General features: G+C 52.2%; 19 protein-coding genes, 1 tRNA gene and 1 pseudogene. 13 read left to right on the forward strand and 8 right to left on the reverse strand.

Translation table 11 applies throughout. The features are described 5' to 3' along the window. Positions 1 to 381: 381 nt before the first annotated feature. Both KXR87_RS02295 and KXR87_RS02300 read right to left on the reverse strand, forming a co-directional pair. Positions 382 to 1,686, reverse strand: coding sequence for an MFS transporter (locus KXR87_RS02295; protein ID WP_437430653.1), 1,305 nt, complete (start codon positions 1,684 to 1,686; stop codon positions 382 to 384). Positions 1,687 to 1,787: 101 nt separating this feature from the next. After that, a complete protein-coding gene (locus KXR87_RS02300) occupies positions 1,788 to 2,987 on the reverse strand; it encodes a M20 aminoacylase family protein (protein ID WP_437430654.1) in 1,200 nt (399 codons plus the stop codon). Between the two features lie 230 nt (positions 2,988 to 3,217). On the opposite strand from KXR87_RS02300, the gene KXR87_RS02305 reads away from it, so the two are divergent. Next, positions 3,218 to 4,093, forward strand: coding sequence for a LysR family transcriptional regulator (locus KXR87_RS02305; protein WP_437430655.1), 876 nt, complete (start codon positions 3,218 to 3,220; stop codon positions 4,091 to 4,093). Positions 4,094 to 4,679: 586 nt separating this feature from the next. On the opposite strand, the pseudogene KXR87_RS02310 reads toward KXR87_RS02305, so the two are convergent. The 3 genes and pseudogenes from KXR87_RS02310 to KXR87_RS02320 form a co-directional block, all read right to left on the reverse strand. Then, positions 4,680 to 4,827, reverse strand: a pseudogene (locus tag KXR87_RS02310) (integrase); the annotation flags it as partial. Positions 4,828 to 4,955: 128 nt separating this feature from the next. Then, a tRNA-Arg gene (locus KXR87_RS02315) sits at positions 4,956 to 5,030 on the reverse strand. A gap of 68 nt (positions 5,031 to 5,098) precedes the next feature. Next, entirely contained in the window at positions 5,099 to 6,046 is a 948-nt protein-coding gene (locus tag KXR87_RS02320) for a formate/nitrite transporter family protein (RefSeq protein ID WP_437430656.1), read from the reverse strand. Positions 6,047 to 6,354: 308 nt separating this feature from the next. Between KXR87_RS02320 and mlaA the strand changes: the two genes are divergently transcribed. Beyond that, positions 6,355 to 7,107 (forward strand): phospholipid-binding lipoprotein MlaA, encoded by a 753-nt coding sequence (gene mlaA / locus KXR87_RS02325; protein ID WP_437430657.1) that lies wholly within the window; start codon positions 6,355 to 6,357, stop codon positions 7,105 to 7,107. Between the two features lie 63 nt (positions 7,108 to 7,170). On the opposite strand, the gene fadL is transcribed toward mlaA, so the two are convergent. Beyond that, complete coding sequence (gene fadL, locus KXR87_RS02330) at positions 7,171 to 8,532, reverse strand: long-chain fatty acid transporter FadL (protein ID WP_437430658.1); 1,362 nt, start codon at positions 8,530 to 8,532, stop codon at positions 7,171 to 7,173. Positions 8,533 to 8,900: 368 nt separating this feature from the next. Between fadL and KXR87_RS02335 the strand changes: the two genes are divergently transcribed. From KXR87_RS02335 to sixA, 4 genes are all read left to right on the forward strand, one after another. Further along, positions 8,901 to 9,185, forward strand: a complete 285-nt coding sequence (locus tag KXR87_RS02335; RefSeq protein ID WP_437430659.1) for a YfcZ/YiiS family protein — start codon at positions 8,901 to 8,903, stop codon at positions 9,183 to 9,185. A gap of 163 nt (positions 9,186 to 9,348) precedes the next feature. Further along, positions 9,349 to 10,659: an acetyl-CoA C-acyltransferase FadI gene (gene fadI, locus KXR87_RS02340; RefSeq protein ID WP_437430660.1), complete on the forward strand. Its 1,311-nt coding sequence runs from the start codon at positions 9,349 to 9,351 to the stop codon at positions 10,657 to 10,659. Beyond that, positions 10,659 to 12,806, forward strand: coding sequence for a fatty acid oxidation complex subunit alpha FadJ (gene fadJ / locus KXR87_RS02345; RefSeq protein WP_437430661.1), 2,148 nt, complete (start codon positions 10,659 to 10,661; stop codon positions 12,804 to 12,806). The genes fadI and fadJ overlap by 1 nt, the downstream gene beginning before the upstream one ends. Positions 12,807 to 13,015: 209 nt before the next feature. Further along, complete coding sequence (gene sixA / locus KXR87_RS02350; RefSeq protein ID WP_437430662.1) at positions 13,016 to 13,501, forward strand: phosphohistidine phosphatase SixA; 486 nt, start codon at positions 13,016 to 13,018, stop codon at positions 13,499 to 13,501. A 62-nt stretch (positions 13,502 to 13,563) separates the two neighbouring features. Here sixA and smrB read toward each other — a convergent pair whose 3' ends face one another. Continuing rightward, a complete protein-coding gene (gene smrB / locus KXR87_RS02355) occupies positions 13,564 to 14,115 on the reverse strand; it encodes an endonuclease SmrB (protein ID WP_437430663.1) in 552 nt (183 codons plus the stop codon). Positions 14,116 to 14,278: 163 nt separating this feature from the next. Between smrB and prmB the strand changes: the two genes are divergently transcribed. Genes prmB through KXR87_RS02385 form a run of 6 tightly spaced genes read left to right on the forward strand, consistent with a single transcriptional unit; the run spans position 14,279 to position 18,803 of the window. Beyond that, complete coding sequence (gene prmB, locus KXR87_RS02360) at positions 14,279 to 15,211, forward strand: 50S ribosomal protein L3 N(5)-glutamine methyltransferase (protein WP_437430664.1); 933 nt, start codon at positions 14,279 to 14,281, stop codon at positions 15,209 to 15,211. A 36-nt stretch (positions 15,212 to 15,247) separates the two neighbouring features. Further along, positions 15,248 to 16,333 carry a chorismate synthase gene (gene aroC, locus KXR87_RS02365; protein WP_437430665.1) on the forward strand — a complete coding sequence of 362 codons (1,086 nt, stop codon included), beginning with the start codon at positions 15,248 to 15,250 and terminating at the stop codon, positions 16,331 to 16,333. A 3-nt stretch (positions 16,334 to 16,336) separates the two neighbouring features. Further along, positions 16,337 to 17,158 (forward strand): penicillin-insensitive murein endopeptidase, encoded by an 822-nt coding sequence (mepA, locus tag KXR87_RS02370; RefSeq protein WP_437430814.1) that lies wholly within the window; start codon positions 16,337 to 16,339, stop codon positions 17,156 to 17,158. Next, complete coding sequence (locus KXR87_RS02375) at positions 17,158 to 17,970, forward strand: sulfite exporter TauE/SafE family protein (protein WP_437430666.1); 813 nt, start codon at positions 17,158 to 17,160, stop codon at positions 17,968 to 17,970. The genes mepA and KXR87_RS02375 overlap by 1 nt, the downstream gene beginning before the upstream one ends. Continuing rightward, positions 17,967 to 18,515 (forward strand): elongation factor P hydroxylase, encoded by a 549-nt coding sequence (locus KXR87_RS02380; protein ID WP_437430667.1) that lies wholly within the window; start codon positions 17,967 to 17,969, stop codon positions 18,513 to 18,515. The genes KXR87_RS02375 and KXR87_RS02380 overlap by 4 nt, the downstream gene beginning before the upstream one ends. A gap of 9 nt (positions 18,516 to 18,524) precedes the next feature. Then, positions 18,525 to 18,803: a YfcL family protein gene (locus tag KXR87_RS02385; RefSeq protein WP_437430668.1), complete on the forward strand. Its 279-nt coding sequence runs from the start codon at positions 18,525 to 18,527 to the stop codon at positions 18,801 to 18,803. A 48-nt stretch (positions 18,804 to 18,851) separates the two neighbouring features. On the opposite strand, the gene mnmC is transcribed toward KXR87_RS02385, so the two are convergent. Beyond that, positions 18,852 to 20,852 (reverse strand): bifunctional tRNA (5-methylaminomethyl-2-thiouridine)(34)-methyltransferase MnmD/FAD-dependent 5-carboxymethylaminomethyl-2-thiouridine(34) oxidoreductase MnmC, encoded by a 2,001-nt coding sequence (gene mnmC / locus KXR87_RS02390; RefSeq protein ID WP_437430669.1) that lies wholly within the window; start codon positions 20,850 to 20,852, stop codon positions 18,852 to 18,854. 159 nt (positions 20,853 to 21,011) lie between these two features. Between mnmC and fabB the strand changes: the two genes are divergently transcribed. Next, positions 21,012 to 22,226: a beta-ketoacyl-ACP synthase I gene (gene fabB / locus KXR87_RS02395; protein ID WP_437430670.1), complete on the forward strand. Its 1,215-nt coding sequence runs from the start codon at positions 21,012 to 21,014 to the stop codon at positions 22,224 to 22,226. Positions 22,227 to 22,475 lie beyond the last annotated feature (249 nt).

Below are 22,475 nucleotides of genomic sequence, written 5' to 3' on the forward strand. Positions count from 1 at the left end.
TTGTCTGGAGTAAATAAAATGACGACAAGCTAGATAATGTATCAGCTATAAAAAGATTATCTTTCCAGTCAGTAACGCTTCGAATTTAAAAGCATTTTTAGGTAGAAAGCTATTCAGCCGAAGAAAACTCATAGCTAATATGAATTTAATTCAAAAAATAGCTCCTTTTATCTCGAATTTTTAAGGGGGGAACGTAATCGAATTAAGGTGTGTAATCTGGAAAGAGCACTATGTGTAAATAGTTCACAGTATCCAGAGGAGCATAAGATGAAAAGACTCAGTAGTTAAGATGCTAATTTATTTTATCAACGCGGGGGGGAGGGCGACACTGGCGTGTCGCCATTTTTAGTAGCAGGGGTTTAGATGATTGACAGGAAGAAATTAAAGGCGTCTTGTTGCAAAGAAGAGTGAAAAAAGTCCACCGATCATTACAATGCTAATTAAAAAATACATAACAGCGTAAAAATTATGGGTTAAACTCAATATAAATCCAATCAAAACTGGAGATAAGGCACCAAAGCCAACCGCCATTCCATTCAATGCTCCCGCAGCGGAAGAGATCGCTTCGGAAGGCACCATTCCCTGTAACAGAGTGAATACACAAGGAAGCTGCATAGATGATGCGCCTATGCCAAATGATATCAATATTGCTGCTATATAATTATTAGAAATATTTACGCCAGCAAGAATGCCTGCAACGCATAGCAGAGCAGAGATAAGCATAATCATGCCTTTCTTCCCGGTTCGATCAACCGCAATTCCGGAGATAACCTTAAATAACAAACCAAATATAAAAGGCAATGAAGACATCCAACCGACATTAGACCATGAAAAACCGCGTTCGGTATTAAGATAAGTTGGCAGCCAGGTGACAATACCCCATGATAACATTGAATTTGAGGAAAAAATCACCAAAAGCATCCAGAAGTTTGCATTACAAAGATAAATTTTAGATCGCGAAATGATTGACGGTTTTTCATTCTCACTACTGGTTAGGTCGCCAGTTGTTATGCTTTCTTCAATTATCTCAAGTTCATATTTGTTAATATATTTATTCTCACGTGGCGTATTTGTTGTGAAAAAATATATAAATGCCAGAGGGATAAGGCTCAATACGAACGAGAAGTAAAAGGTATGTCTCCATGAATATTCAGCTATTATCCAGGTAAAAACAGGCATAGCGACAGCAGGGGATAGGGACTGCCCTAAAATCCATGCGGTATTTGCTCTTCCTCTTTCACGCGCAGGAAACCAGTTTTTAATAAATGTGTTTTGCATAGGATAATAAAGCCCTTCACCTACGCCTAATAACATACGCGTTGCTAATAAAAATCCAAAAATGCTTGATATGCCTCCTAAAAGAAGAGATAAGCTTATGACAATATAAGCTATAATCATAGCCTTTCGTGGGCCAATAAGGTCACCTAAAGGGCTCAGGATAACATTTGAAATACCATAAGTGATTAAAAATAAACTCATCAGTAGTCCAATATAAATTGGCTTGCCGATTAAATCCATTTCGTTCAAAAATTGAGGGTTTGCAGCGATAATAGAAATATTTACCCGATCTAAGTATATGACGGATAGGCTGATAAATAAAATTGCGAGCACATAAAATCTTTGTCTGGTCGGTTTTGGTGTTATTGTGGTATTTTGCATTGCCTGAAGAAGGTTATTACTTTTCATATTGTATTCCTTAACATCCGGTAGGGCGGTAAACGATTTCTATTCAAATGATTGAAAAGGAGATTACCATTCCAATGTTAATTACACGTAACAACAGTCAATTATCTTTTTGCTTCTGTAATAAACCATTCTCGAGCAAGCTTTTCCCAAAAAAAAGCACCTAACGCTATATTTTTATCATTAAAATCATAGGAGGTACTATGAAGATCTCCATGTGAAAACTCATCGTTGCCATTTCCGATCCATCCATACGCGCCTGGTACTTCTTGTAGCATGAACCCAAAATCTTCGGCGGTCATGGCAGGTGTGACATTAGAGAAGGCATTACTCTCCCCAACGACTTCGGCCATAATACTTGCCATAAACTTCGCTTCTTTAGAATGATTTGTGGTGTTCGGGTAGCCTTGATGATTTATTATCACCTCGGCGTGTGCATCATGTGCTTCAGCTATATAAGAGGCTATACGTTGTATACCATTTAAAATTAAGGATTGAGCTTCGTCTGTCAGAGTTCTGCATGTTCCTGAAATTCTGGCTTCTGTGGGGATAATATTAGGCGAGCTTCCTGCTTGTATTTTACCTATTGTCAGCACTGCCGCATCCAGTGGGTTGATGCGACGCGAAACTAAACTTTGCAGCTGTGTCACAATGGAGCAAGCTATCGGAACAGGATCAATGGTCGAATGTGGAAGTGCGGCGTGCCCACCTTTGCCTTGGATAAGGATTTCAAAGGTTATTCCTGATGCCATTATTGGGCCGGTTTTTGTTCCCATCTGCCCCTGCGGGAGATTTGGCCAGTTATGTAGTGCGAAAACTGCCTGACAAGGAAACTTTTTAAAAAGCCCCTCATTCATCATAACACGAGCACCAGCCCCGCCTTCTTCGCCTGGCTGGAAAATAAAATGAACAGTGCCATCAAAATTACGATCAGCAGACAAAAGCTCCACCGCACCAAGCAACATTGCGGTATGACCGTCATGCCCACAAGCATGCATACATCCTTTATTTTTACTTACATAATCGAAATCATTAACCTCTTCCATAGGAAGAGCGTCTATATCTGCTCTAATTCCAAGCGCAGGGCCTGGGTTATCAGCACTATGATTCAAACCATATACGCTGGCAACAATACCGGTGGTCGCCAGACCTCTCATAAAGGGGATACCTAAAGCAGTAAGAAACTCTGCAATTTTATCCGAAGTACGATATTCCTTAAATTTTAATTCAGGATACATATGTAAATCATGTCTCAGTAATGTGAGTCGTTTCACATTCAGTGCTTTTTCATATTTATCGTGCATATATTCATTCTCAACGTTAATAGGGCTGGAAGTAATTTTTATCAGGTAAAGCCTTTCTGCTATTTTTGTAGACCTGGCTCACATAAAATGTTCAGTCAGCAGATTGTTTTATTAACATGGCCGTGTCTGGCCCTGTCAGGCTTGAACCTGCTCAAGAGGAATGATAAATACTGTGGGGTATACCGTAAAATACCTTTTAAACATCTCACCCATGCCATTGAGGTATATCCATGGATTTGCGTCAATTTCGATACTTCACAGCGGTGGCTAAACTCGGAAGTATTAGTCAGGCAGCACTGGAACTGCACATCGCTCAACCCGCGCTAACCCGGCAGATTCAAAAGCTCGAAGAGGATTTGGGAGTATTGTTGCTGGAAAGAACGGGACGAGGCGTGAAGCTTACTGATGCGGGTGTTCAGTTTTTAATGGATGCAGAAAAATTACTGGATGATGCTGCTAATGCCAGGGAACGAGCGATACGGGCATCACGAGGAGAATTTGGAAATATATCTCTTGCACTTCCTGTTATACAAAATGCAGCGCCATGCATAACAACGCTGTTAAAGGAATTCAAAAAAGAAGTGCCGCAAGTTGGTATAACCCTTCATCATCTTATATCAGAAACACAACTGTCGCGGATCGCAGAAGGGCAACTGGATGCAGGTTTTTTATTATTTAGGCCTCAAAATGATCCATTGTTTGAGGGTATTCCTGTTTATAAAGAAAAAATGTTATTAGCCTATCCAGCTGACTGGAAATGGCCAGATAATAAAGAGCCTCAATATTTGAGGGACTTACAAGGTTTGGACTTTATCTGGATCCCGAGAACGGCTGCACCGGCCTGGCATGACAGGCTAATTCACTGTTTTTATGAATCAGGTTTTATACCACGTTCGGTTATGCAAGGTGTGGATGCAGTGTCGATGTTAACTTTAGTATCAGCCGGAATGGGGTGCACCATTGTGGCGGAAGGGACTCGTTTCCTGGCGCCACCCAATGTCACATTTGCAACGTTACATGATTTAAATCTGGAACAGGAGTGGGAATTGGTATGGCGAAAAAACCGATGTTCTGAGGTATTAAAGAGGCTGATTAAACTGATTTGAAAAAACAGGATGCTGCATATTAATCAGAAATCGAGCAAGCAGGCTGTTATGGTTTGTTATTAGTGGAGCAGGATGGGTGACCCGACACTTATTCAATCATAATCATCCTTAATGCCACTGATAAAATCATTCGGATAAAAAGACATCAAAAGCCGGCCTGCGGCTTAGCACTAACGACTCCAGGCGATTTTACTGGCACCGTTGAGCATCAGTAGTTTAAGCAGAGTGGATCAAAAGATCTGGCGAGATTGGCCATATAAATTATGTGGTAGTGGCATTGAACTGTCAGAATACATAGAGGAAAAATGAAGATTTGTATGCTATCCGCATTTCCAGCATCATTATTATCAGGGATGCCGATAGAATTATGGCAAGGTATCACCGGGGAAGTTATTTTCTTTCTTATTAAAAATAGTACCCTGATTAAGTACATTCATGAGCTTGCAAAGCAGATTTTTACGAAATAACGCGGCTCTTGAAGAATGAATTTTCAATTTACCCTGTTTTGGAAGTTAAATACTCATAGGCCTTAATCATTTCAGATAATCCTCATATCAATGCATCATCGCTTTCTCTTTTCCACATACTACGCAGGGTTATACCTGCCGCGAAATGCATCTTTGTCCACATGCGCAAGCTGAGTCTCAGTCCACGCAGTACTGAATCTTTCATTATGTAATGATTGTGCTCATACCGTGACGAAAACCACGGCCGGTCACTTTCTTGTCGTAACCCACTTTTTCAGGGTCTGAACCACGTTGATAGGGCAGACATCGGTTGACGCCGCATAGCCTGAGTAGAACGTTTGTTCTTGATAAGGAGAGGGATTATTGAAATAGGTAGATGTCAGGAGAGGCGTATATGGTGTCCCCTGCAGGAATCGAACCTGCAACTAGCCCTTAGGAGGGGCTCGTTATATCCATTTAACTAAGGGGACAAGGCGGCAGGAGTATAACGTCATTCTGGCTGCGCGTTAAGCTCACCTGCGCCTGAATGGTTAAAGTGTCACCGTTTCGCCTCTTTTTCTGCAAATTCCTGGGGGGAGCGCTGCGCTTTTGCGTTAGCTTTGGCTTCCGCTTTGCGGGCGTTAATCATGTCATTGCGGATCTGCGCATGGCTCAGAAGGGCAAAGATAAAAGTACCGCCGCAAATGTTGCCCGCAAGGGTGGGAAGGGCGAAGGGCCAGAAAAATTCGCTCCAGTGAATCGTGCCGTTAAAGATTAAATAAAAGATCTCGACGGCACCGACCACAATATGGGTGGTATCGGCGAGGGCAATAAGCCAGGTCATCAGAATAATCACCACGATTTTTGCCGAACCGGCGGAGGGGAACATCCAGACCATGGTGGCGATTATCCAGCCGGAGATAATGGCATTGGCAAACATCTCTGCCGGGCTGTTTTTCATGACGTCCATACCAATTTTGACCAAGGCATCCCGGGTCTGTTCGTCAAAAATGGGCATATACTCGAATGCCCATGCCGCAATAGCTGTACCCACCAGATTACCCAGCAGAACCACGCTCCACAGACGCATCATCAGGCCAAAATTACCCCAGGAGGGCGTTTGCATGACGGGCAGAACGGCGGTAACGGTATTCTCGGTAAAGAGCTGCTGCCGGGCCATAATGACGATAATAAACCCGAAGGTATAGCCCAGGTTTTCCAGTAAGAAAGCCCCCGGAATGCCGTCTAACTGGACGTGAAAAATGCCCTTGGCCAGCAACGACGCCCCCATTGAGAGTCCGGCGGCAATCGCAGACCAGAATAGCGCCATCGCATCACGCTCAAGCTCCTTTTCACCATCCTGACGAATATGCTCATGAATGGCCATTGCGCGCGAGGGAAGTCTGTCCTCATCAACCTCTATCTCCTCGCCACGCTGTTTTTCATCGCTCTCCACCTTAATGTCTTCGGTTTGTTTGTCGATTTTTTCTTCCGCGACTTCGCCCATAATAACTCCACCAGAAATACTCTTATTCTTTAAGCGTAGCGGCTTTTAGGCGCTCGTCGGGGCAGCTCATTCTTAATTTATGTTTAACGGCAAGGATGGCGATAACTCAGCCGTAAATTTTATATAGCATGGTGGGGAAACGCCGCGGCAAACTGCGACTATGCTCAATGGTGGGATGCCCGTTTCGTAGACATCACAAGGTGTACTGATACAATGCGTTACATGTTAATGACGCAAACCGCATTGCGTTGCGTTTGCGTGCACATGGATGGCGTTTCGCCAATGCCATTTTCTCCAGGGAGACCTCTATGAAATTTCGCCTGTCAGCGCTCGCGCTGGCCTCAACCGTGCTGGCTGGCTGTGCCAGTTCTGGGGATCAGCAGGGACGTTCAGACCCACTTGAAGGGTTCAACCGTACCATGTACAGCTTCAACTTCAACGTGCTGGATCCCTATGTTCTGCGCCCCGTTGCGGTTGCCTGGCGTGATTATGTGCCACAACCGGCAAGAAACGGGCTGAGCAATTTCACCAGCAACCTTGAAGAACCCGCCATCATGGTTAACTACTTCCTGCAGGGCGATCCCTACCAGGGCATGGTGCACTTTACGCGCTTCTTCCTGAACACCCTGCTGGGGATGGGCGGCCTGATGGATGTCGCCGGGTTATCGAACCCGAAACTGCAACGGGTTGAACCGCACCGCTTTGGTAGCACACTCGGTCATTATGGCGTGGGTTATGGCCCTTACGTGCAGTTGCCGTTCTATGGCAGTTTCACGCTACGTGAAGACGGCGGCGATATGGCCGATACGCTCTATCCGGTGCTCTCCTGGCTCACATGGCCGTTGTCAGTCGGCAAATGGACAGTGCAGGGGATCGAGTCACGTGCGCAACTGCTGGACTCTGATGGCCTGCTGCGTCAGTCTTCCGATCCTTACATTCTGGTGCGTGAAGCCTACTTCCAGCGCCACGACTTTATCGCCAACGGTGGTAAGCTTAAGCCGGATGAAAATCCAAATGCGAAAGCCATTGAGGGCGATTTGAAAGATATCGACTCTGAATAACGTCTTTCGGAGCAACAAAAAAGGTGAGCACCAGGGCTCACCTTTTTTTATGCCTGCAAGAAATCAGAAGGCGTAGTTAAAGTTCGCACCGTACAGCCATGCACGACCTTCAGATTTGAAGGTATAGGGGCCTTCGGTGAACTCCACTTTCTGACCGTGCATATAAGAGACGCCCAGGTCTACAGAAGCATCTTTGTTGAAGGCGTAAGTGGTCCCTGCGCTCAGCCAGAAACGGTCCTGATCCGGAATGGAGATAGAACGTTTTTCTGCTGGCACCGGGCTGTCATCGAAGGCAATACCGGAACGGAAGGTCCAGTTATCGTCCATGTAGTAGGTCGTACCCAGCGCGATACGGTAAGAGTCTTTAAAGCCTTCGTCTTTTCTGAAGAGCGTCTGGCCGTTGCTGTTGGTGGCTTTGAGTTCCTGGAACTGACTCCAGCTGGTGTACGCCAGGCTGTAGTGAATTGCCCATTGTGGTGCAACACGGTTATAACCGGACACTTCCCACATCTCAGGCAGGTTCAGGGTCAGCGCACCGCCGGTAGTTTGACCGCCGGTGCCGTATGGCAGACCCAGCCCCAGCGCGGCATTGACCGGATTCAGCGTTGCTGGCAGGTTGCTCTTATAATCGCCATCAAAGTCGACTTTAATTTCAGAACGGTAGGTCAGGCTGTAGCGGTTGTCTTTATCCAGTTCATACAGGATACCGGCGTTCCAGCCGAAGCCCCACTCATCACCTTTCAGGTAAGCGATTTGGGTATCACGGCTGATGCCGCCTGCCTGCGAGCCAATGGCTGCGGCCTGAGCAGGTGAGAGGCGGCCCGCGCGCACCAGTGCCGGGATATTGGCACCGATGATTTGTGGCAGGTCACCCGCGTAACGCTCCAGCTTCGCTTTGGCATACACGGCATCAAAGCCCAGACCGAAGCTCCAGTGATTATCCAGACGATAGGCACCGCTGAGGTTCAGGTTCATGGTTTCAAGGTCAGTTTTACCGCCCATTGAACCTGCCGCGTAACTGTCGTTGAATTCTGTTGCCAGACCGTAGTTAGAGGTCAGTGAAGCCCCCCAACCAAACTGATCGTTGATAGGCGCTACGAAATGCAGGTTAGGTACCCACGCTGTTGGCGCGATATTGTCCTGACTGGCATTGTTGCCAATCACGGAGCGACCGGTCACGTTTACATCGGGATCAACGAAAATAGCACCGCCCGAGAAAGTCGGACGATCAAACATCATGATCAACGCAGGGTTACGGCTAACGTTACCTGCATCATCAGCAATAGCACCTTCGCCTGAATAAGCACGGCCAAGGCCAGAAGAAGAAAATTCGTTGAGCTGGAAGCCTGCTGACCAGGCTTGGGAAGAGACGATTGCCACTGCAACAGCGAGAGCAGACTTGGTAAACAGGGTTTTCTGGCTCATGACCAAAACCTCATCAATTATATTTATTTAAACTATGTTACATAGCGTAACAGGGGCGCAAGTGTAGGGTCTGCGGTACATCTTGGAAATCAGACCAGTGGCGAGAGTATAGGTCTGACCAGCGCAAATGTTGCAAGCTTGTATATAGGATTTTTCAAATGTGATCATCGAAACGGGATCTGCGTGGCAAAATTGTGGGCAGACAGAATAAGCAGATCGGATGAAAATTGTTTTAGATCATTTTTAAGTGTGATTTCGGTCACTTAAAGGCATTAAACCCATTATCAACTGGAGAGGTGTCGGGCAGGGGGGGTAAAATATGCACAACGTTATCTGGCACCTTGGGTGCGAATTCAGAGGAAATCACCATGAGTAAATGCAGTGCTGATGAAACCCCGGTTTGCTGTTGTATGGATGTTGGCACCATTATGGACAACACTGACTGCACCGCCTCTTACAGCCGGGTTTTTGCCAACCGTGCCGAAGCGGAAGAGACCCTGGCAGCCCTGACCGCAAAAGCGCGTGGAGTGGAATCCGATCCTTGCACTATCACTTCTACCTTTACTGAAGAAGCGCAGGGCGTCCGTCTGGACATCGACTTTGTCTTTGCCTGCGAAGCTGAGACCCTGATTTTCCAGCTGGGCCTGCGTTAAATCCTGCCAACGCTTCCGCGTCCTGCGGGAGCGTTATTCTCAATAATCTCTGTGGCTTAGCTCCCATTTTTTCTCCCCCCTGATTGGCTAAATGTAAAAAAATAGTTAAGACTGTTATCAGGTCAGACCACTTTACGGGTCACGCTGTTAACAGGGGAGTGTTATGAGTCAGGCATTACCGCTTGTCACCCGCCAGGGGGACCGCATCGCTATTGTCAGTGGATTGCGCACACCGTTTGCCCGACAGGCTACGGCCTTCCACGGTGTTCCTGCTATTGAACTTGGCAAATTGGTGGTGGGAGAGCTGCTTGCTCGCAGCGAAATCCCCCCGGACGTCATTGAGCAACTGGTTTTTGGCCAGGTGGTACAGATGCCTGAGGCACCAAATATTGCCCGTGAAATCGTGCTGGGAACCGGCATGAATGTGCATACTGATGCCTATAGCGTGAGCCGTGCCTGCGCCACCAGCTTCCAGGCAGTCGCCAATGTTGCTGAAAGCCTGATGGCGGGCACCATCCGGGCCGGTATTGCCGGTGGGGCGGACTCCTCTTCCGTCCTGCCTATTGGCGTCAGCAAAAAACTGGCCCGTACGCTGGTGGATGCCAATAAAGCCCGTACCCTGAGTCAGAAACTGAAACTTTTCTCGCACCTGCGGTTAAAAGATTTGCTGCCCGTTCCTCCGGCTGTCGCTGAATACTCGACGGGCCTGCGTATGGGGGACACCGCCGAACAGATGGCAAAAAGCTACGCGATTACCCGTGAGGAGCAGGATGCGCTGGCCCACCGTTCCCATCAGTTTGCTGCCCGTGCATGGGCTGAAGGCAAACTCAGTGAAGAGGTGATGACCGCCTATACCCCTCCCTATCGTGAACCCCTTGTCCAGGATAATAACGTGCGCCAGAATTCGAGCCTTGCGGATTACGCGAAGCTGCGCCCGGCGTTTGACCGCAGGCACGGCACCGTGACCGCCGCCAACAGCACGCCCCTCACCGACGGTGCCGCGGCAGTTATCCTGATGACGGAATCCCGCGCCCGTGAACTGGGGCTTAAACCGCTGGGCTATCTGCGCAGCTACGCCTTTACCGCCATTGATGTTCAGCAGGACATGTTGCTCGGTCCCGCCTGGGCCACGCCGCTTGCGCTGGACAGAGCAGGACTGACGCTTGCGGATCTCACTCTGCTTGATATGCATGAAGCCTTTGCCGCCCAGACGCTGACCAACCTGAAACTGATGGCAAGCGACCGCTTTTCCCGTGATGTGCTGGGGCGTTCTCAGGCGACAGGGGAGGTGGATGAGAGCAAATTTAACGTGCTGGGTGGCTCTATCGCTTACGGCCACCCGTTCGCCGCCACGGGCGCGCGCATGATCACGCAAACCCTGAATGAACTTCGCCGGCGCGGCGGAGGTTTTGGCCTGGTCACCGCCTGCGCGGCGGGTGGACTGGGTGCGGCCATGGTACTGGAGGCTGAATAATGGAAATGAACCCGGCATTTACCCTGACCATTCGCCCGGACTTTGTGGCTGTTGTCACCATCGATGTGCCCGGCGAGAAAATGAATACCCTGAAGGCGGAGTTTGGCAGTCAGGTACGCGTCGTGCTTAAGCAAATTCGTGAAAACAAAAATCTGCGTGGCGTCGTGTTTATCTCCGGCAAGCCCGACAACTTTATCGCCGGGGCGGACATTAACATGATAGACCGCTGCCAGAGCGCTAAAGAGGCGGAAGAGCTTGCCCGTCAGGGGCAACAGATCATGGCGGAGATCCACGGCTTATCGATCCCGGCCGTCGCGGCGATCAACGGCCCTTGCCTCGGCGGCGGTCTTGAACTGGCGCTGGCCTGCCATCGCCGCATCTGTACTGACTCCCCGAAAACCGTGCTCGGGTTGCCGGAAGTGCAACTGGGGCTGCTGCCAGGTTCGGGCGGAACACAGCGTTTACCGCGGCTGATTGGGGTGAGTGGGGCGCTGGAGATGATCCTGACCGGGAAGCAGCTACGCCCGCGCCAGGCGCTGAAGGCCGGGCTGGTGGATGAAGTCGTTCCGGCCTCTGTTTTACTGGAAGCCGCCGCAAAACTTGCCCTCCAGGGACGACCAGCAAGTCGTCATCTTCCGGTACGTGAACGCGTACTGGCCGGGCCGCTGGGTCGGGCGATACTGTTTCGCATGGTGGGCAAAAAAACAGAACAAAAAACCCAGGGGAACTACCCGGCGACGTCGCGCATTCTCAACGTTATTGAAACCGGACTGAGTCAGGGGAGCAGCAGCGGCTATGACGCCGAAGCCCGGGCGTTTGGGCAACTGGCGATGACGCCACAATCGCGCGCTCTGCGTCATATTTTCTTTGCCAGCACCGAGGTGAAAAAGGATCCGGGTAGCGCGGTGGAAGCGGGCCCGTTACGCAGCGTCGGTATTCTCGGTGGTGGACTGATGGGCGGCGGCATTGCTTACGTCACTGCGGCGAAAGGCGGTCTGCCGGTTCGCATAAAAGATATTAACCCGAAGGGTATTAACCACGCCCTGCAATATAGTTGGCAGCTGCTTGATAAAAAGGTGCGTCGTCGCCATCTCAGACCTGCAGAGCGGGATGCGCAGATGTCGCGTATTTCCGGTACTACGGACTACCGTGGCTTCTCGCATCGGGATGTGGTGATCGAAGCGGTGTTCGAGGATCTGGCGCTTAAGCAGCAGATGGTTGGCGAGATTGAAACGCAGTGTGGCCCGCAGACGATTTTTGCCTCGAATACGTCATCGTTGCCCATCGCCGACATTGCCGCCCGTGCAGCCCGTCCTGAGCAGGTTATCGGATTACATTTTTTCAGTCCGGTAGAGAAGATGCCGCTGGTGGAAGTGATTCCTCACGCCGGAACATCCGCACAGACCATTTCGACGGTGGTCAAACTGGCGAAGAAGCAGGGCAAAACGCCGATTGTCGTGGCAGACAAAGCCGGGTTCTACGTCAACCGTATCCTCGCGCCTTACATGAGTGAAGCGATGCGTCTGCTCAGTGAAGGCGAGCGCATCGAGCAGATTGATAAAGCTTTAGTGAAGTTTGGTTTTCCGGTCGGCCCTGTCCAGCTTCTGGATGAAGTGGGGATCGACACCGGCACGAAAATTATTCCCGTCCTTGAGGCGGCTTATGGTGAACGATTCAGTGCGCCTGCAAGCGTCGTTTCAGCGATTTTGAATGACGATCGCAAAGGCAGAAAAAATGGTCGCGGTTTCTATCTTTACGCAAAGAAAGGGCGTAAAAGCAACAAACAGCCTGACCCGGCAATTTACCCGCTTATCGGGGCGTCAGGCCCGGGCAACTCGTCCGCGCAGAGCATGGCCGAACGCTGCGTGATGATGATGCTTAACGAGGCCGCACGCTGCCATGCCGAGAAGGTCATTCGCAGTCCGCGGGATGGTGATATCGGCGCGGTATTCGGCATCGGCTTTCCCCCTTTCCTGGGAGGCCCGTTCCGCTATATGGATACCCTTGGAGCGGGTGAAGTGGTGGCCACGCTTCAGCGCCTGGCAGGGCAGTATGGGGAGCGTTTCACCCCTTGTCAGCATTTGTTACAAATGGCTGAACAGGGCGAAACTTTTTGGGGCCACAAAGAAACTGATTTTGTAAGTTAAGGTCAAAAAAGGGTAAATCCGGATCTGAATGACATTGTCGTGGTCAATTAGTAAACAGTGATTGACTATACTTACGGCATTAGGGTAAAAGACTGCGTTTCATTCAGTGAATGGATAAGGCACAATGCCCGGCCATTGATAATTTTCGTCGTAATGGAACTGTTTCACGCGGGAATATCAATGCTTCTGGTTAACAAAAGCGGTGCAATATGCAAGTTTTCATCATGCGTCACGGCGATGCAGCCCTCGATGCAGCCAGCGACGCTGTTCGTCCCTTAACCCCGTGTGGTTGTGACGAATCGCGCCAAATGGCAACCTGGTTGAAAGGCCAAAAAGTGGATGTCGACCGTGTTCTGGTCAGCCCGTTCCTGCGTGCTGAGCAAACACTCAAAGAGGTAGGCGGCTGTATGAACCTGCCTGACAGCGTGGATGTTCTGCCGGAACTGACTCCGTGTGGTGATATTGGTCTGGTTAGCGCCTATCTGCAGGCTCTCGCCAGTGAAGGAACCGCATCCGTGCTGGTGATCTCTCACCTGCCGCTGGTGGGTTATCTGGTGTCCGAGCTCTGTCCTGGAGAAGCACCGCCCATGTTCACCACCTCCGCCATTGCCAGCGTTACGCTGGATGAAGACGGTAAAGGTGTGTTTAACTGGCAAATGAGTCCCTGCAACCTGAAGATGGCTAAAGCCATCTGACTCGCCGGACCGTGAAAAGAGCCGCCTTCAAGGGCGGCTTTTTTATTGCTGGTCGGTCCCACTCAGGGAAGTTCGGGGGGCTGCCACTCTTCAACTTCAATCAACACCAGCACGGCGGCGTCGCCGCCATACTCTTTTGGTGCCTGGTGAAAGGCCATCACATGTGGATGTTGCGCCAGCCATAACGGTGTTTGCTGCTTCAGTATATGTTTTCCGTGGCCGTGCATCACGCAGGCACAGAACACATGTTCGCGGCGGCAGGCGGCAATCAGCGCCCCCAGCTCCTGTTTGGCCTGCATCTGGGTCAGGCCGTGCAAATCTAAAAACAGCTCGGGTGAGTAATCCCCACGGCGGAGCTTTTTCAGCTCAAAGTGGCTGACGTCATCACGAACGTATTTCACCGGCCCCTCTGTATTAATGAGCGGCTGGAATTCATCAGAAAAATAGTGGCTGTTGTCGGCCTGCTCCTGCAGCAGCCGTTTCACCGGGACTTCGCTGACCTTCTTGCGCGTGGGCGGATGCACGACCGTATCCTGCTTGAGTTTACGGGTGCCGCTCATCAGCTGGCGGAAAAGCGCCTGTTCCTCCTCGCTGAGCGATGCTTTCTTTTTCATCTGTTCATCTCATCTCTTATTTCTTTTAGTTTACCCGACTCGGCCTGCGCTTTTCAGCAAAATGCATTTTTACGCCCGCAGTGTAAGCGTCAATGCTGATTTATCGCCGTCTTCATGGCAAACTAGCCGCCGAATTTACAAAGAGCATGTCCTGGGGGATAAAGTGGATAAAATTTTCGTTGATGAAGCAGTGAATGAACTGCATACCATTCAGGACATGTTGCGCTGGTCGGTCAGCCGATTTAGCGCGGCAAATATCTGGTACGGCCACGGCACCGACAACCCGTGGGATGAAGCGGTCCAACTGGTACTGCCGACCCTCTACCTGCCGCTGGATATCCCGGAAGAGATGCGCAATGCCCGCCTGACCTCCAGCGAGCGCCACCGTATTGTTGAGCGCGTGATTCGTCGCGTCAACGAGCGTATCCCGGTGGCCTACCTCACCAATAAAGCCTGGTTCTGTGGTCACGAATTTTACGTCGATGAACGCGTACTGGTGCCGCGCTCGCCAATTGGTGAACTTATCAATAACCGTTTCGCCGGGCTTATTGATGGGCAACCGCAGCACATTCTGGATATGTGCACCGGCAGCGGCTGCATTGCGATTGCCTGCGCCTATGCGTTCCCGGAGGCAGAAGTGGATGCCGTGGATATCTCTCCGGATGCCCTGGCGGTAACTGAGCACAATATCGAAGAGCACGGTCTGATTCATCACGTGACCCCCATCCGTTCCGATCTGTTCCGCGACCTGCCAAAAGTGCAGTACGATTTGATTGTGACCAACCCGCCGTATGTCGACGAAGAAGATATGGACGATTTGCCGTCTGAATATCGCCACGAACCGGAGCTGGGTCTGGCCTCCGGCAGTGATGGCCTGAAGCTGACGCGTCGCATCCTCGGCTGCGCGCCGGAGTACCTCACCGACAACGGCGTTCTGATTTGTGAAGTGGGCAACAGCATGGTACATCTGATGGACCAGTACCCGGATGTGCCGTTCACCTGGCTTGAATTTGACAACGGCGGTGACGGTGTCTTTATGCTGACCAAAGCGCAACTTCTTGCCGCCCGTGAACATTTCAGCATTTATAAAGATTAAGCAAACGCTCAACAACAGCAAAATAACGGAGCCGTGATGGCAGGAAATACAATTGGACAACTGTTTCGCGTCACCACCTTCGGCGAGTCTCATGGTATCGCGCTGGGCTGCATCGTCGACGGTGTGCCGCCGGGCATCCCACTGACTGAAGCTGATCTTCAGCATGACCTTGACCGTCGTCGTCCTGGCACCTCTCGCTACACCACGCAGCGTCGCGAGCCGGACCAGGTAAAAATACTCTCAGGCGTATTTGAAGGGGTGACCACCGGCACCAGTATCGGCCTGTTAATTGAAAACACCGATCAGCGCTCGCAGGATTACAGTGCGATTAAAGACGTGTTCCGCCCCGGACATGCCGATTACACCTATGAACAAAAATATGGCCTGCGCGACTACCGTGGCGGCGGCCGCTCTTCCGCCCGTGAAACCGCAATGCGTGTGGCAGCAGGCGCCATTGCCAAGAAATTTCTTGCGCATAAATTTGGCATCGTCATCCGCGGCTGTCTGACCCAGATGGGGGACATTCCCCTGGCGATAGCGGACTGGGAGCAGGTCGAACAGAACCCGTTCTTCTGCCCGGATCCGGGCAAAATCGAGGCGCTGGACGAGCTGATGCGCAGCCTGAAAAAAGAGGGTGACTCTATCGGCGCGAAAGTGACTGTGGTCGCCGATGGTGTGCCCGCAGGCCTTGGTGAGCCGGTCTTTGACCGTCTGGATGCTGACATTGCGCACGCCATGATGAGCATCAATGCGGTAAAAGGGGTGGAGATAGGTGACGGCTTTGGCGTGGTCAACCTGCGCGGCAGTCAGAACCGTGACGAAATCACCCAGCAAGGTTTTCAGAGTAACCACGCGGGCGGCATTCTGGGCGGCATCAGCAGCGGGCAGCAAATCGTGGCCACGATGGCGTTGAAACCGACCTCCAGCATTACTGTTCCGGGGCAGACCATCAACCGTTTCGGCGAAGAAGTAGAGATGATAACCAAAGGGCGTCATGACCCGTGCGTTGGCATCCGCGCTGTACCTATTGCCGAAGCCATGCTCGCTATCGTCCTGATGGATCATTTTATGCGCCAGCGTGCGCAGAATGGCGATGTGACGACCACTATTCCTCGCTGGTAAATGATGAAAAAAACAGCCCTCGCCCTGCTGGCGCTTGTTGCTAGCCTAACCTGCCAGGCGGCAACGCCCTGGCAGAAAATCACCCATCCCATCCCTGGTACGCCGCAGTCCATTGGGGCATTTTCTAATGGCTGCATCGTCGGTGCTGACGCGCTGCCGTTGCAGTCAGACACCTATCAGGTGATGCGCACCGATCAGCGGCGCTATTTCGGCCACCCGGACCTGATCTTGTTTATTCAGCGTCTTGGTAACCAGGTGCACAATCTTGGCCTCGGCACCATGCTGATTGGCGATATGGGGATGCCGGCGGGCGGGCGTTTTAACGGCGGGCACGCGAGCCACCAGTCGGGCCTCGACGTCGATATCTTTTTGCAGCTGCCGAAAACCCGCTGGACGTCGGCCCAGTTGCTGAAACCCCAGGCGCTGGATTTAGTTTCCCGCAGCGGCAAAGCCGTGGTACCCGCCTTGTGGAAGCCGGAAATCAGCAGCATGATCAAGCTGGCGGCGAAGGATAACGACGTCACGCGTATTTTCGTTAACCCGGCGATTAAGCAGCAGCTCTGCCTGGACGCGGGAACGGATCGCGACTGGCTGCGTAAAGTTCGCCCATGGTTCCAGCACCGTGCCCATATGCATGTGCGTCTGCGCTGCCCGGCGGATAGCCTGGAGTGTGAAGATCAGGCGCTGCCTCCCCCAGGCGATGGCTGTGGCGCAGAACTTCAGAGCTGGTTTGAACCCGCGAAACCATCAACGACGCCGGGGAAAACCACGCCACCACCGTTGCCTCCTTCCTGTCAGGCGCTACTGGACGAACACGTATTGTAATGGACGCTTTCCTGGACATGTTTATGGTGTCGCCGCTGATGCTGGCGGTGCTTTTTTTCGTGGCTTTACTCGCGGGTTTTATCGATGCCCTGGCGGGTGGTGGCGGACTTTTAACGGTACCCGCGCTGCTGGCTGCGGGTATGACGCCAGCCCAGGCGCTGGCAACCAACAAGCTTCAGGCCTGCGGCGGTTCGTTCTCATCCATGATCTACTTTGTGCGCCGCAAAGTGGTCAATCTGGCCGATCAAAAGCTCAATATTCTGATGACCTTTATTGGTTCCACCAGCGGCGCGTTGCTGGTGCAGTACGTAAAATCAGACATATTGCGACAGATCCTGCCTGTTCTTGTCATCTGCATTGGTCTCTACTTTTTGCTGATGCCAAAGCTGGGTGAAGAGGACAGGCAGCGTCGCCTTCATGGCCTGCCGTTTGCCCTGATAGCAGGCGGATGCGTCGGTTTTTATGATGGTTTCTTTGGGCCTGGCGCCGGGTCGTTTTACGCGCTCGCGTTTGTGACGCTTGCCGGTTTTAATCTGGCGAAGTCTACCGCCCATGCCAAAGTGCTGAATGCCACCTCCAATTTGGGTGGGCTTTTACTGTTCATCATTGGCGGCAAAGTTATCTGGGCAACCGGGTTTGTGATGCTTGTCGGTCAGTTTCTTGGCGCACGCATGGGCTCCCGTCTGGTACTCAGTAAAGGGCAGAAACTCATCCGGCCGATGATTGTCATTGTCTCGGCGGTGATGAGTGCAAAATTACTTTTTGATAGTCACGGGCAGGAGATCCTCCAGTTTCTGGGGATGGGTGCATGAATACAACGCATAACTACGAACAATTAATTACTCTTTTTGACGGCTGCTTTGCCGACGACTTTAATACCCGCCTGATTAAAGGCGATGACGAACCGGTTTACCTTCCGGCAGATGAGCAGACACCCTATCACCGCATTGTGTTTGCCCACGGGTTTTATGCCAGCGCACTGCATGAGATTTCCCACTGGTGCATCGCGGGTAAAGCACGTCGCGAACAGGTGGATTTTGGCTACTGGTACTGCCCGGACGGTCGCGATGAAAAGACCCAGTGTCAGTTTGAAGACGTTGAGGTAAAACCGCAGGCTTTTGACTGGCTCTTCTGCGTGGCGGCGGGTTATCCGTTTAACGTCAGCTGCGACAACCTGGAAGGGGATTTCGAGCCGGATCGCATTGTTTTCCAGCGCCGCGTGCATGCGCAGGTCATGGAATATCTCGAAAAGGGCATCCCTGAACGCCCGGCGCGCTTTATTAAGGCGCTGCAAAATTATTACCACACGCCTGAACTGAAGGCGGAACACTTCCCGTGGCCGGAAGATCTTAACTGAGGAAAAACGATGATCGCAGAATTTGAAACCCGCATCCTGGCGTTGATTGATGACATGGTAGAGCACGCCAGTGACGATGAGCTGTTTGCAGGCGGTTATCTGCGCGGTCACCTGACGCTCGCCGTGGCTGAACTGGAAAGCGGTGACGATCACTCTGAACAGGCGCTGCATGAGAAAGTCAGCCTGAGTCTGGAAAAAGCGATTCAGGCGGGTGAACTCTCACCGCCGGATCAGGTGCTGGTGCTGGGTATGTGGGACAGGTTGTTCCAGAAAGCGCAGGCAAACTAAGGGTGTGGTATTCGCCCTCTCCCGGTGGGAAAGGGCGACATAGTCTGTTTACTTCACTAACCTGCCTTTCAGTAACTTCCGCACCCAAAGCCGATTTGGGTTGATGGCCGCGAGGGTATCTCTGTCCAGCGGCAGCGGCTCTTCACTCATCTGGGATGCCAGCAGCTCAGCCGCCAGCGGCGCGCTGCACAAACCGCGCGAACCCAGAGCAGCGATGATAAAGAGTCCGGGGTAAACCGGGGCGCTGACCGCCTCAGCCTGATGCCCCATCAGGTCAGCGTACGCATGCAGGGTAGCATCGTAATCGGCTACGTTCCCCACAAGAGGCAGGTGATCGCGGGTAGCACAACGCACACCCACCCGCGCTTCGCCATCGCTGACATCCACATCCGTCGCCCATGTTGCCTGCGGGAGGCAGTCCAGCAGACGCTGGCGATTATGCTGTTGATCTTCTTCGCTGTAAGCAACATCACGCTGACCCCGATGGTAGCTTGCGCCTATGCAGTGGTGCTGGTTAGCCGGATTCTGCGGTGTCAGATAGCCGTCATAACAGAGCACCTGGCGTAACTGGCTGAGGGCCGGAGTGGTCGGAATGTGGCTGACCTGACCGCCCACCGGGTAGACCGGCAGTTTTCCCGTTTGCGCAAAATCGCTGACCTGATGGCCGTTCGCCAGGACAACAGACTCATGCTGACGTACGCTCCCCTCCTGCAGAGTCAACGCCCAGCCAGCCGCAGTTTGCGTCAGGTTTTTCACGTCATGACGATAGTGAACGCGCAGCCCCTGCTGTTGCGCGAAGGCCAGCGCCGCAGAGGTCAGATCTGCCGGGCACAGCCAGCCGCCTGCCGGGTAGTGAATGCCGCCGCAGTCGGTTTGCACGCCTGTGCGCTCTAACACCTGCTCAGCGTCCACCGCGTGTGCAATAGCATCCGGCAGATTGAGGGCCAGCATCTGCGCGATTTTGTGCTGACTTTTTTCGTCATACGCCAGTTGGGTGACGCCGCACCAGTCGTGATCGAAGGTAAGCGGAAGGGAATCATACAGGCGGCGGGCGAAGGTAAAGGCCGCCGGGAAGAACTGACATAATGCCGGGTCGTGAGCGCTTAACAGCGGATAGAGCGCGCCCTGACGATTGCCGGAGGCACCCTGCGCGGGAGCATCATCGGCACAATAGAGAGTGACCTGCCAGCCACGTCGCAGCAGTGCCAGCGAGAGCAGCGCGCTGGCGACGCCGCCGCCGATAAGAGCGACCTCCCGCTTATTCGTTCCGCTACGGGCAAACCAGGGGGCGCGCAGGGAAGGGGAGGGGCTGTTTTCCATCACGCCAGTGAGCATTTCACGCTTGCGGCCAAAGCCTTTGCTTTTTTTCATGGTAAAGCCGGCGTCCTGCAATCCCCGTCTTACAAAACCCGCGGAGGTAAAGGTCGCAAGCGTACCGCCAGGCCTCGCCAGACGAGCCATTGCGGCAAAGAGCGTCGGCGTCCACATGTCCGGGTTTTTCGCCGGTGCAAAGCCGTCAAGGAACCAGGCGTCGACCTGCTGATTCAGAGAGTCGTCCAGTTTATCGGTCAGTTCATTGATGTCGCCAAACCACAGATCCAGCGTTACGCGCCCCTCATCTAACAGCAGACGATGGCAGCCTGCCAGCGGAAGCGGCCATTGCGCCTGTAGCTGAACGGCCCACGGAGCCAGCTCGGGCCAGTGCTGGTGCGCGAGGGTGAGATCAGAGCGGGTTAAGGGGAATTTTTCGAAACTGATGAAATGTAATCTTTCCAGGGTAGCCTGTGGATGCGCGGCGCGAAAAGCGTCAAAGGCCTGCCAGAGGGTCAGAAAGTTAAGCCCCGTGCCAAAGCCGCTCTCGGCCACGATAAACAACGGGCGTGAATGTTCAGGAAAGCGGGTGGCTAAAGCATTGCCGCCGAGAAACACATAGCGGGTCTCTTCCAGCCCGTTGTCGTTGGAGAAATAGACGTCGTCAAAATCTCGGGAAACAGGTGTACCCTCAGCGTTGAACGTCAGGTTGGCAGATTGTATAGCGGTTTGTTTCACGTAAGTTACTCGTCGGACAGGCAGTGGCACGATCTTAACCATGCGGGCGTTCAGGCGCAAATTTACCCATTAATTGTCTGATCGGACTTGTTCGGCGTACAAGTGTACGCTATCTTGCGACTCGAAACTTAAAATTAGTGCGACTTACAGGGGTATTGAATGAAACGTGCAGTGATTACTGGCTTGGGCATCGTTTCCAGCATCGGTAACAACCAGCAGGAAGTCCTGGCATCTCTGCGTGAAGGACGCTCAGGGATCACTTTCTCCCAGGAGTTTCAGGACTCCGGTATGCGTAGCCACGTATGGGGTAATGTCAAACTGGACACCACGGGTCTCATCGATCGTAAAGTGGTCCGTTTCATGAACGATGCCTCCATTTATGCTTTTCTCTCCATGCAGGAAGCTATCGCAGACGCCGGCCTGAGCGCTGAGGTTTACCAGAACAACCCGCGTGTGGGTCTGATTGCAGGCTCCGGTGGCTCTTCCAAAGCACAGGTCTTTGGTGCTGACGCCATGCGCAGCCCACGCGGTCTGAAAGCGGTCGGCCCTTATGTGGTGACCAAAGCGATGGGCTCCGCAGTTTCCGCGTGTCTCGCGACCCCGTTCAAAATTCACGGCGTTAACTACTCCATCAGCTCCGCTTGCGCGACGTCCGCTCACTGTATTGGTAACGCGGTAGAGCAGATTCAGCTGGGCAAACAGGACATCGTGTTTGCTGGCGGCGGCGAAGAGCTGGGCTGGGAGATGGCCTGTGAGTTCGACGCGATGGGTGCGCTCTCCACCAAATACAACGAAACGCCTGAAAAAGCGTCCCGCACCTATGATGCAAGCCGTGACGGTTTCGTCATCGCGGGCGGTGGCGGTATGGTGGTGGTTGAAGAGCTGGAACATGCGCTGGCCCGTGGCGCGCACATCTACGCTGAGATTGTTGGCTATGGCGCAACCTCTGATGGTGCCGACATGGTTGCTCCCTCCGGTGAAGGCGCGGTGCGCTGCATGAAGATGGCGATGCACGGTGTGGATACGCCAATCGACTACCTGAACTCTCACGGCACTTCTACGCCGGTAGGCGACGTGAAAGAGCTGGGTGCGATCCGCGAAGTGTTCGGTGACAACAGCCCGGCAATCTCTGCGACCAAAGCGATGACCGGTCACTCCTTGGGTGCGGCTGGCGTTCAGGAAGCTATCTACTCCCTGCTGATGCTGGAACACGGCTTTATCGCCCCGAGCATTAACGTTGAACAGCTGGATGAGCAGGCTGCTGGCCTGAACATTGTAACCCAGCCGACTGAGGCGACACTGAACACCGTGATGTCCAACAGCTTCGGTTTCGGCGGCACCAACGCGACGCTGGTGATGCGTAAACTGAACTGATCAACTGTGACGCAGTGAAAAGGGAGCCAACTGGCTCCCTTTTTTATGCCTCTTTTTTGCTGTTGCCAGCGCAAACGCGTCGTCCCGCAACATGCTCACCTGCTGAGGCTGTTTGCTGTCCGTCTGGACTTAACGCCGCAACGGTTCATGCCCGTTGAGGTATTATCCCAACGCTAATGTATTTTGATAATAAAGGTATATATGTCTTTCCTGTGCAATGTGGCATAACAGGACAGTGTCATCTTTTTA

Origin of the sequence: Yokenella regensburgei (assembly GCF_051486985.1) — a bacterium.
Taxonomy (GTDB): domain Bacteria; phylum Pseudomonadota; class Gammaproteobacteria; order Enterobacterales; family Enterobacteriaceae; genus CBFFRJ01.

Bases quoted from the DNA above. Each gene is read 5' to 3' on its own strand.
- sixA (WP_437430662.1), top strand. From the start codon at position 13,016: ATGCAAGTTTTCATCATGCGTCACGGCGATGCAGCCCTCGATGCAGCC.
- smrB (WP_437430663.1), bottom strand. From the start codon at position 14,115: ATGAAAAAGAAAGCATCGCTCAGCGAGGAGGAACAGGCGCTTTTCCGC.
- KXR87_RS02295 (WP_437430653.1), bottom strand. From the start codon at position 1,686: ATGAAAAGTAATAACCTTCTTCAGGCAATGCAAAATACCACAATAACA.
- mepA (WP_437430814.1), top strand. From the start codon at position 16,337: ATGAAAAAAACAGCCCTCGCCCTGCTGGCGCTTGTTGCTAGCCTAACC.
- KXR87_RS02385 (WP_437430668.1), top strand. From the start codon at position 18,525: ATGATCGCAGAATTTGAAACCCGCATCCTGGCGTTGATTGATGACATG.
- KXR87_RS02335 (WP_437430659.1), top strand. From the start codon at position 8,901: ATGAGTAAATGCAGTGCTGATGAAACCCCGGTTTGCTGTTGTATGGAT.
- KXR87_RS02375 (WP_437430666.1), top strand. From the start codon at position 17,158: ATGGACGCTTTCCTGGACATGTTTATGGTGTCGCCGCTGATGCTGGCG.
- KXR87_RS02305 (WP_437430655.1), top strand. From the start codon at position 3,218: ATGGATTTGCGTCAATTTCGATACTTCACAGCGGTGGCTAAACTCGGA.
- fadJ (WP_437430661.1), top strand. From the start codon at position 10,659: ATGGAAATGAACCCGGCATTTACCCTGACCATTCGCCCGGACTTTGTG.
- fabB (WP_437430670.1), top strand. From the start codon at position 21,012: ATGAAACGTGCAGTGATTACTGGCTTGGGCATCGTTTCCAGCATCGGT.
- aroC (WP_437430665.1), top strand. From the start codon at position 15,248: ATGGCAGGAAATACAATTGGACAACTGTTTCGCGTCACCACCTTCGGC.
- KXR87_RS02300 (WP_437430654.1), bottom strand. From the start codon at position 2,987: ATGCACGATAAATATGAAAAAGCACTGAATGTGAAACGACTCACATTA.
- KXR87_RS02380 (WP_437430667.1), top strand. From the start codon at position 17,967: ATGAATACAACGCATAACTACGAACAATTAATTACTCTTTTTGACGGC.
- KXR87_RS02320 (WP_437430656.1), bottom strand. From the start codon at position 6,046: ATGGGCGAAGTCGCGGAAGAAAAAATCGACAAACAAACCGAAGACATT.
- fadL (WP_437430658.1), bottom strand. From the start codon at position 8,532: ATGAGCCAGAAAACCCTGTTTACCAAGTCTGCTCTCGCTGTTGCAGTG.
- mlaA (WP_437430657.1), top strand. From the start codon at position 6,355: ATGAAATTTCGCCTGTCAGCGCTCGCGCTGGCCTCAACCGTGCTGGCT.
- fadI (WP_437430660.1), top strand. From the start codon at position 9,349: ATGAGTCAGGCATTACCGCTTGTCACCCGCCAGGGGGACCGCATCGCT.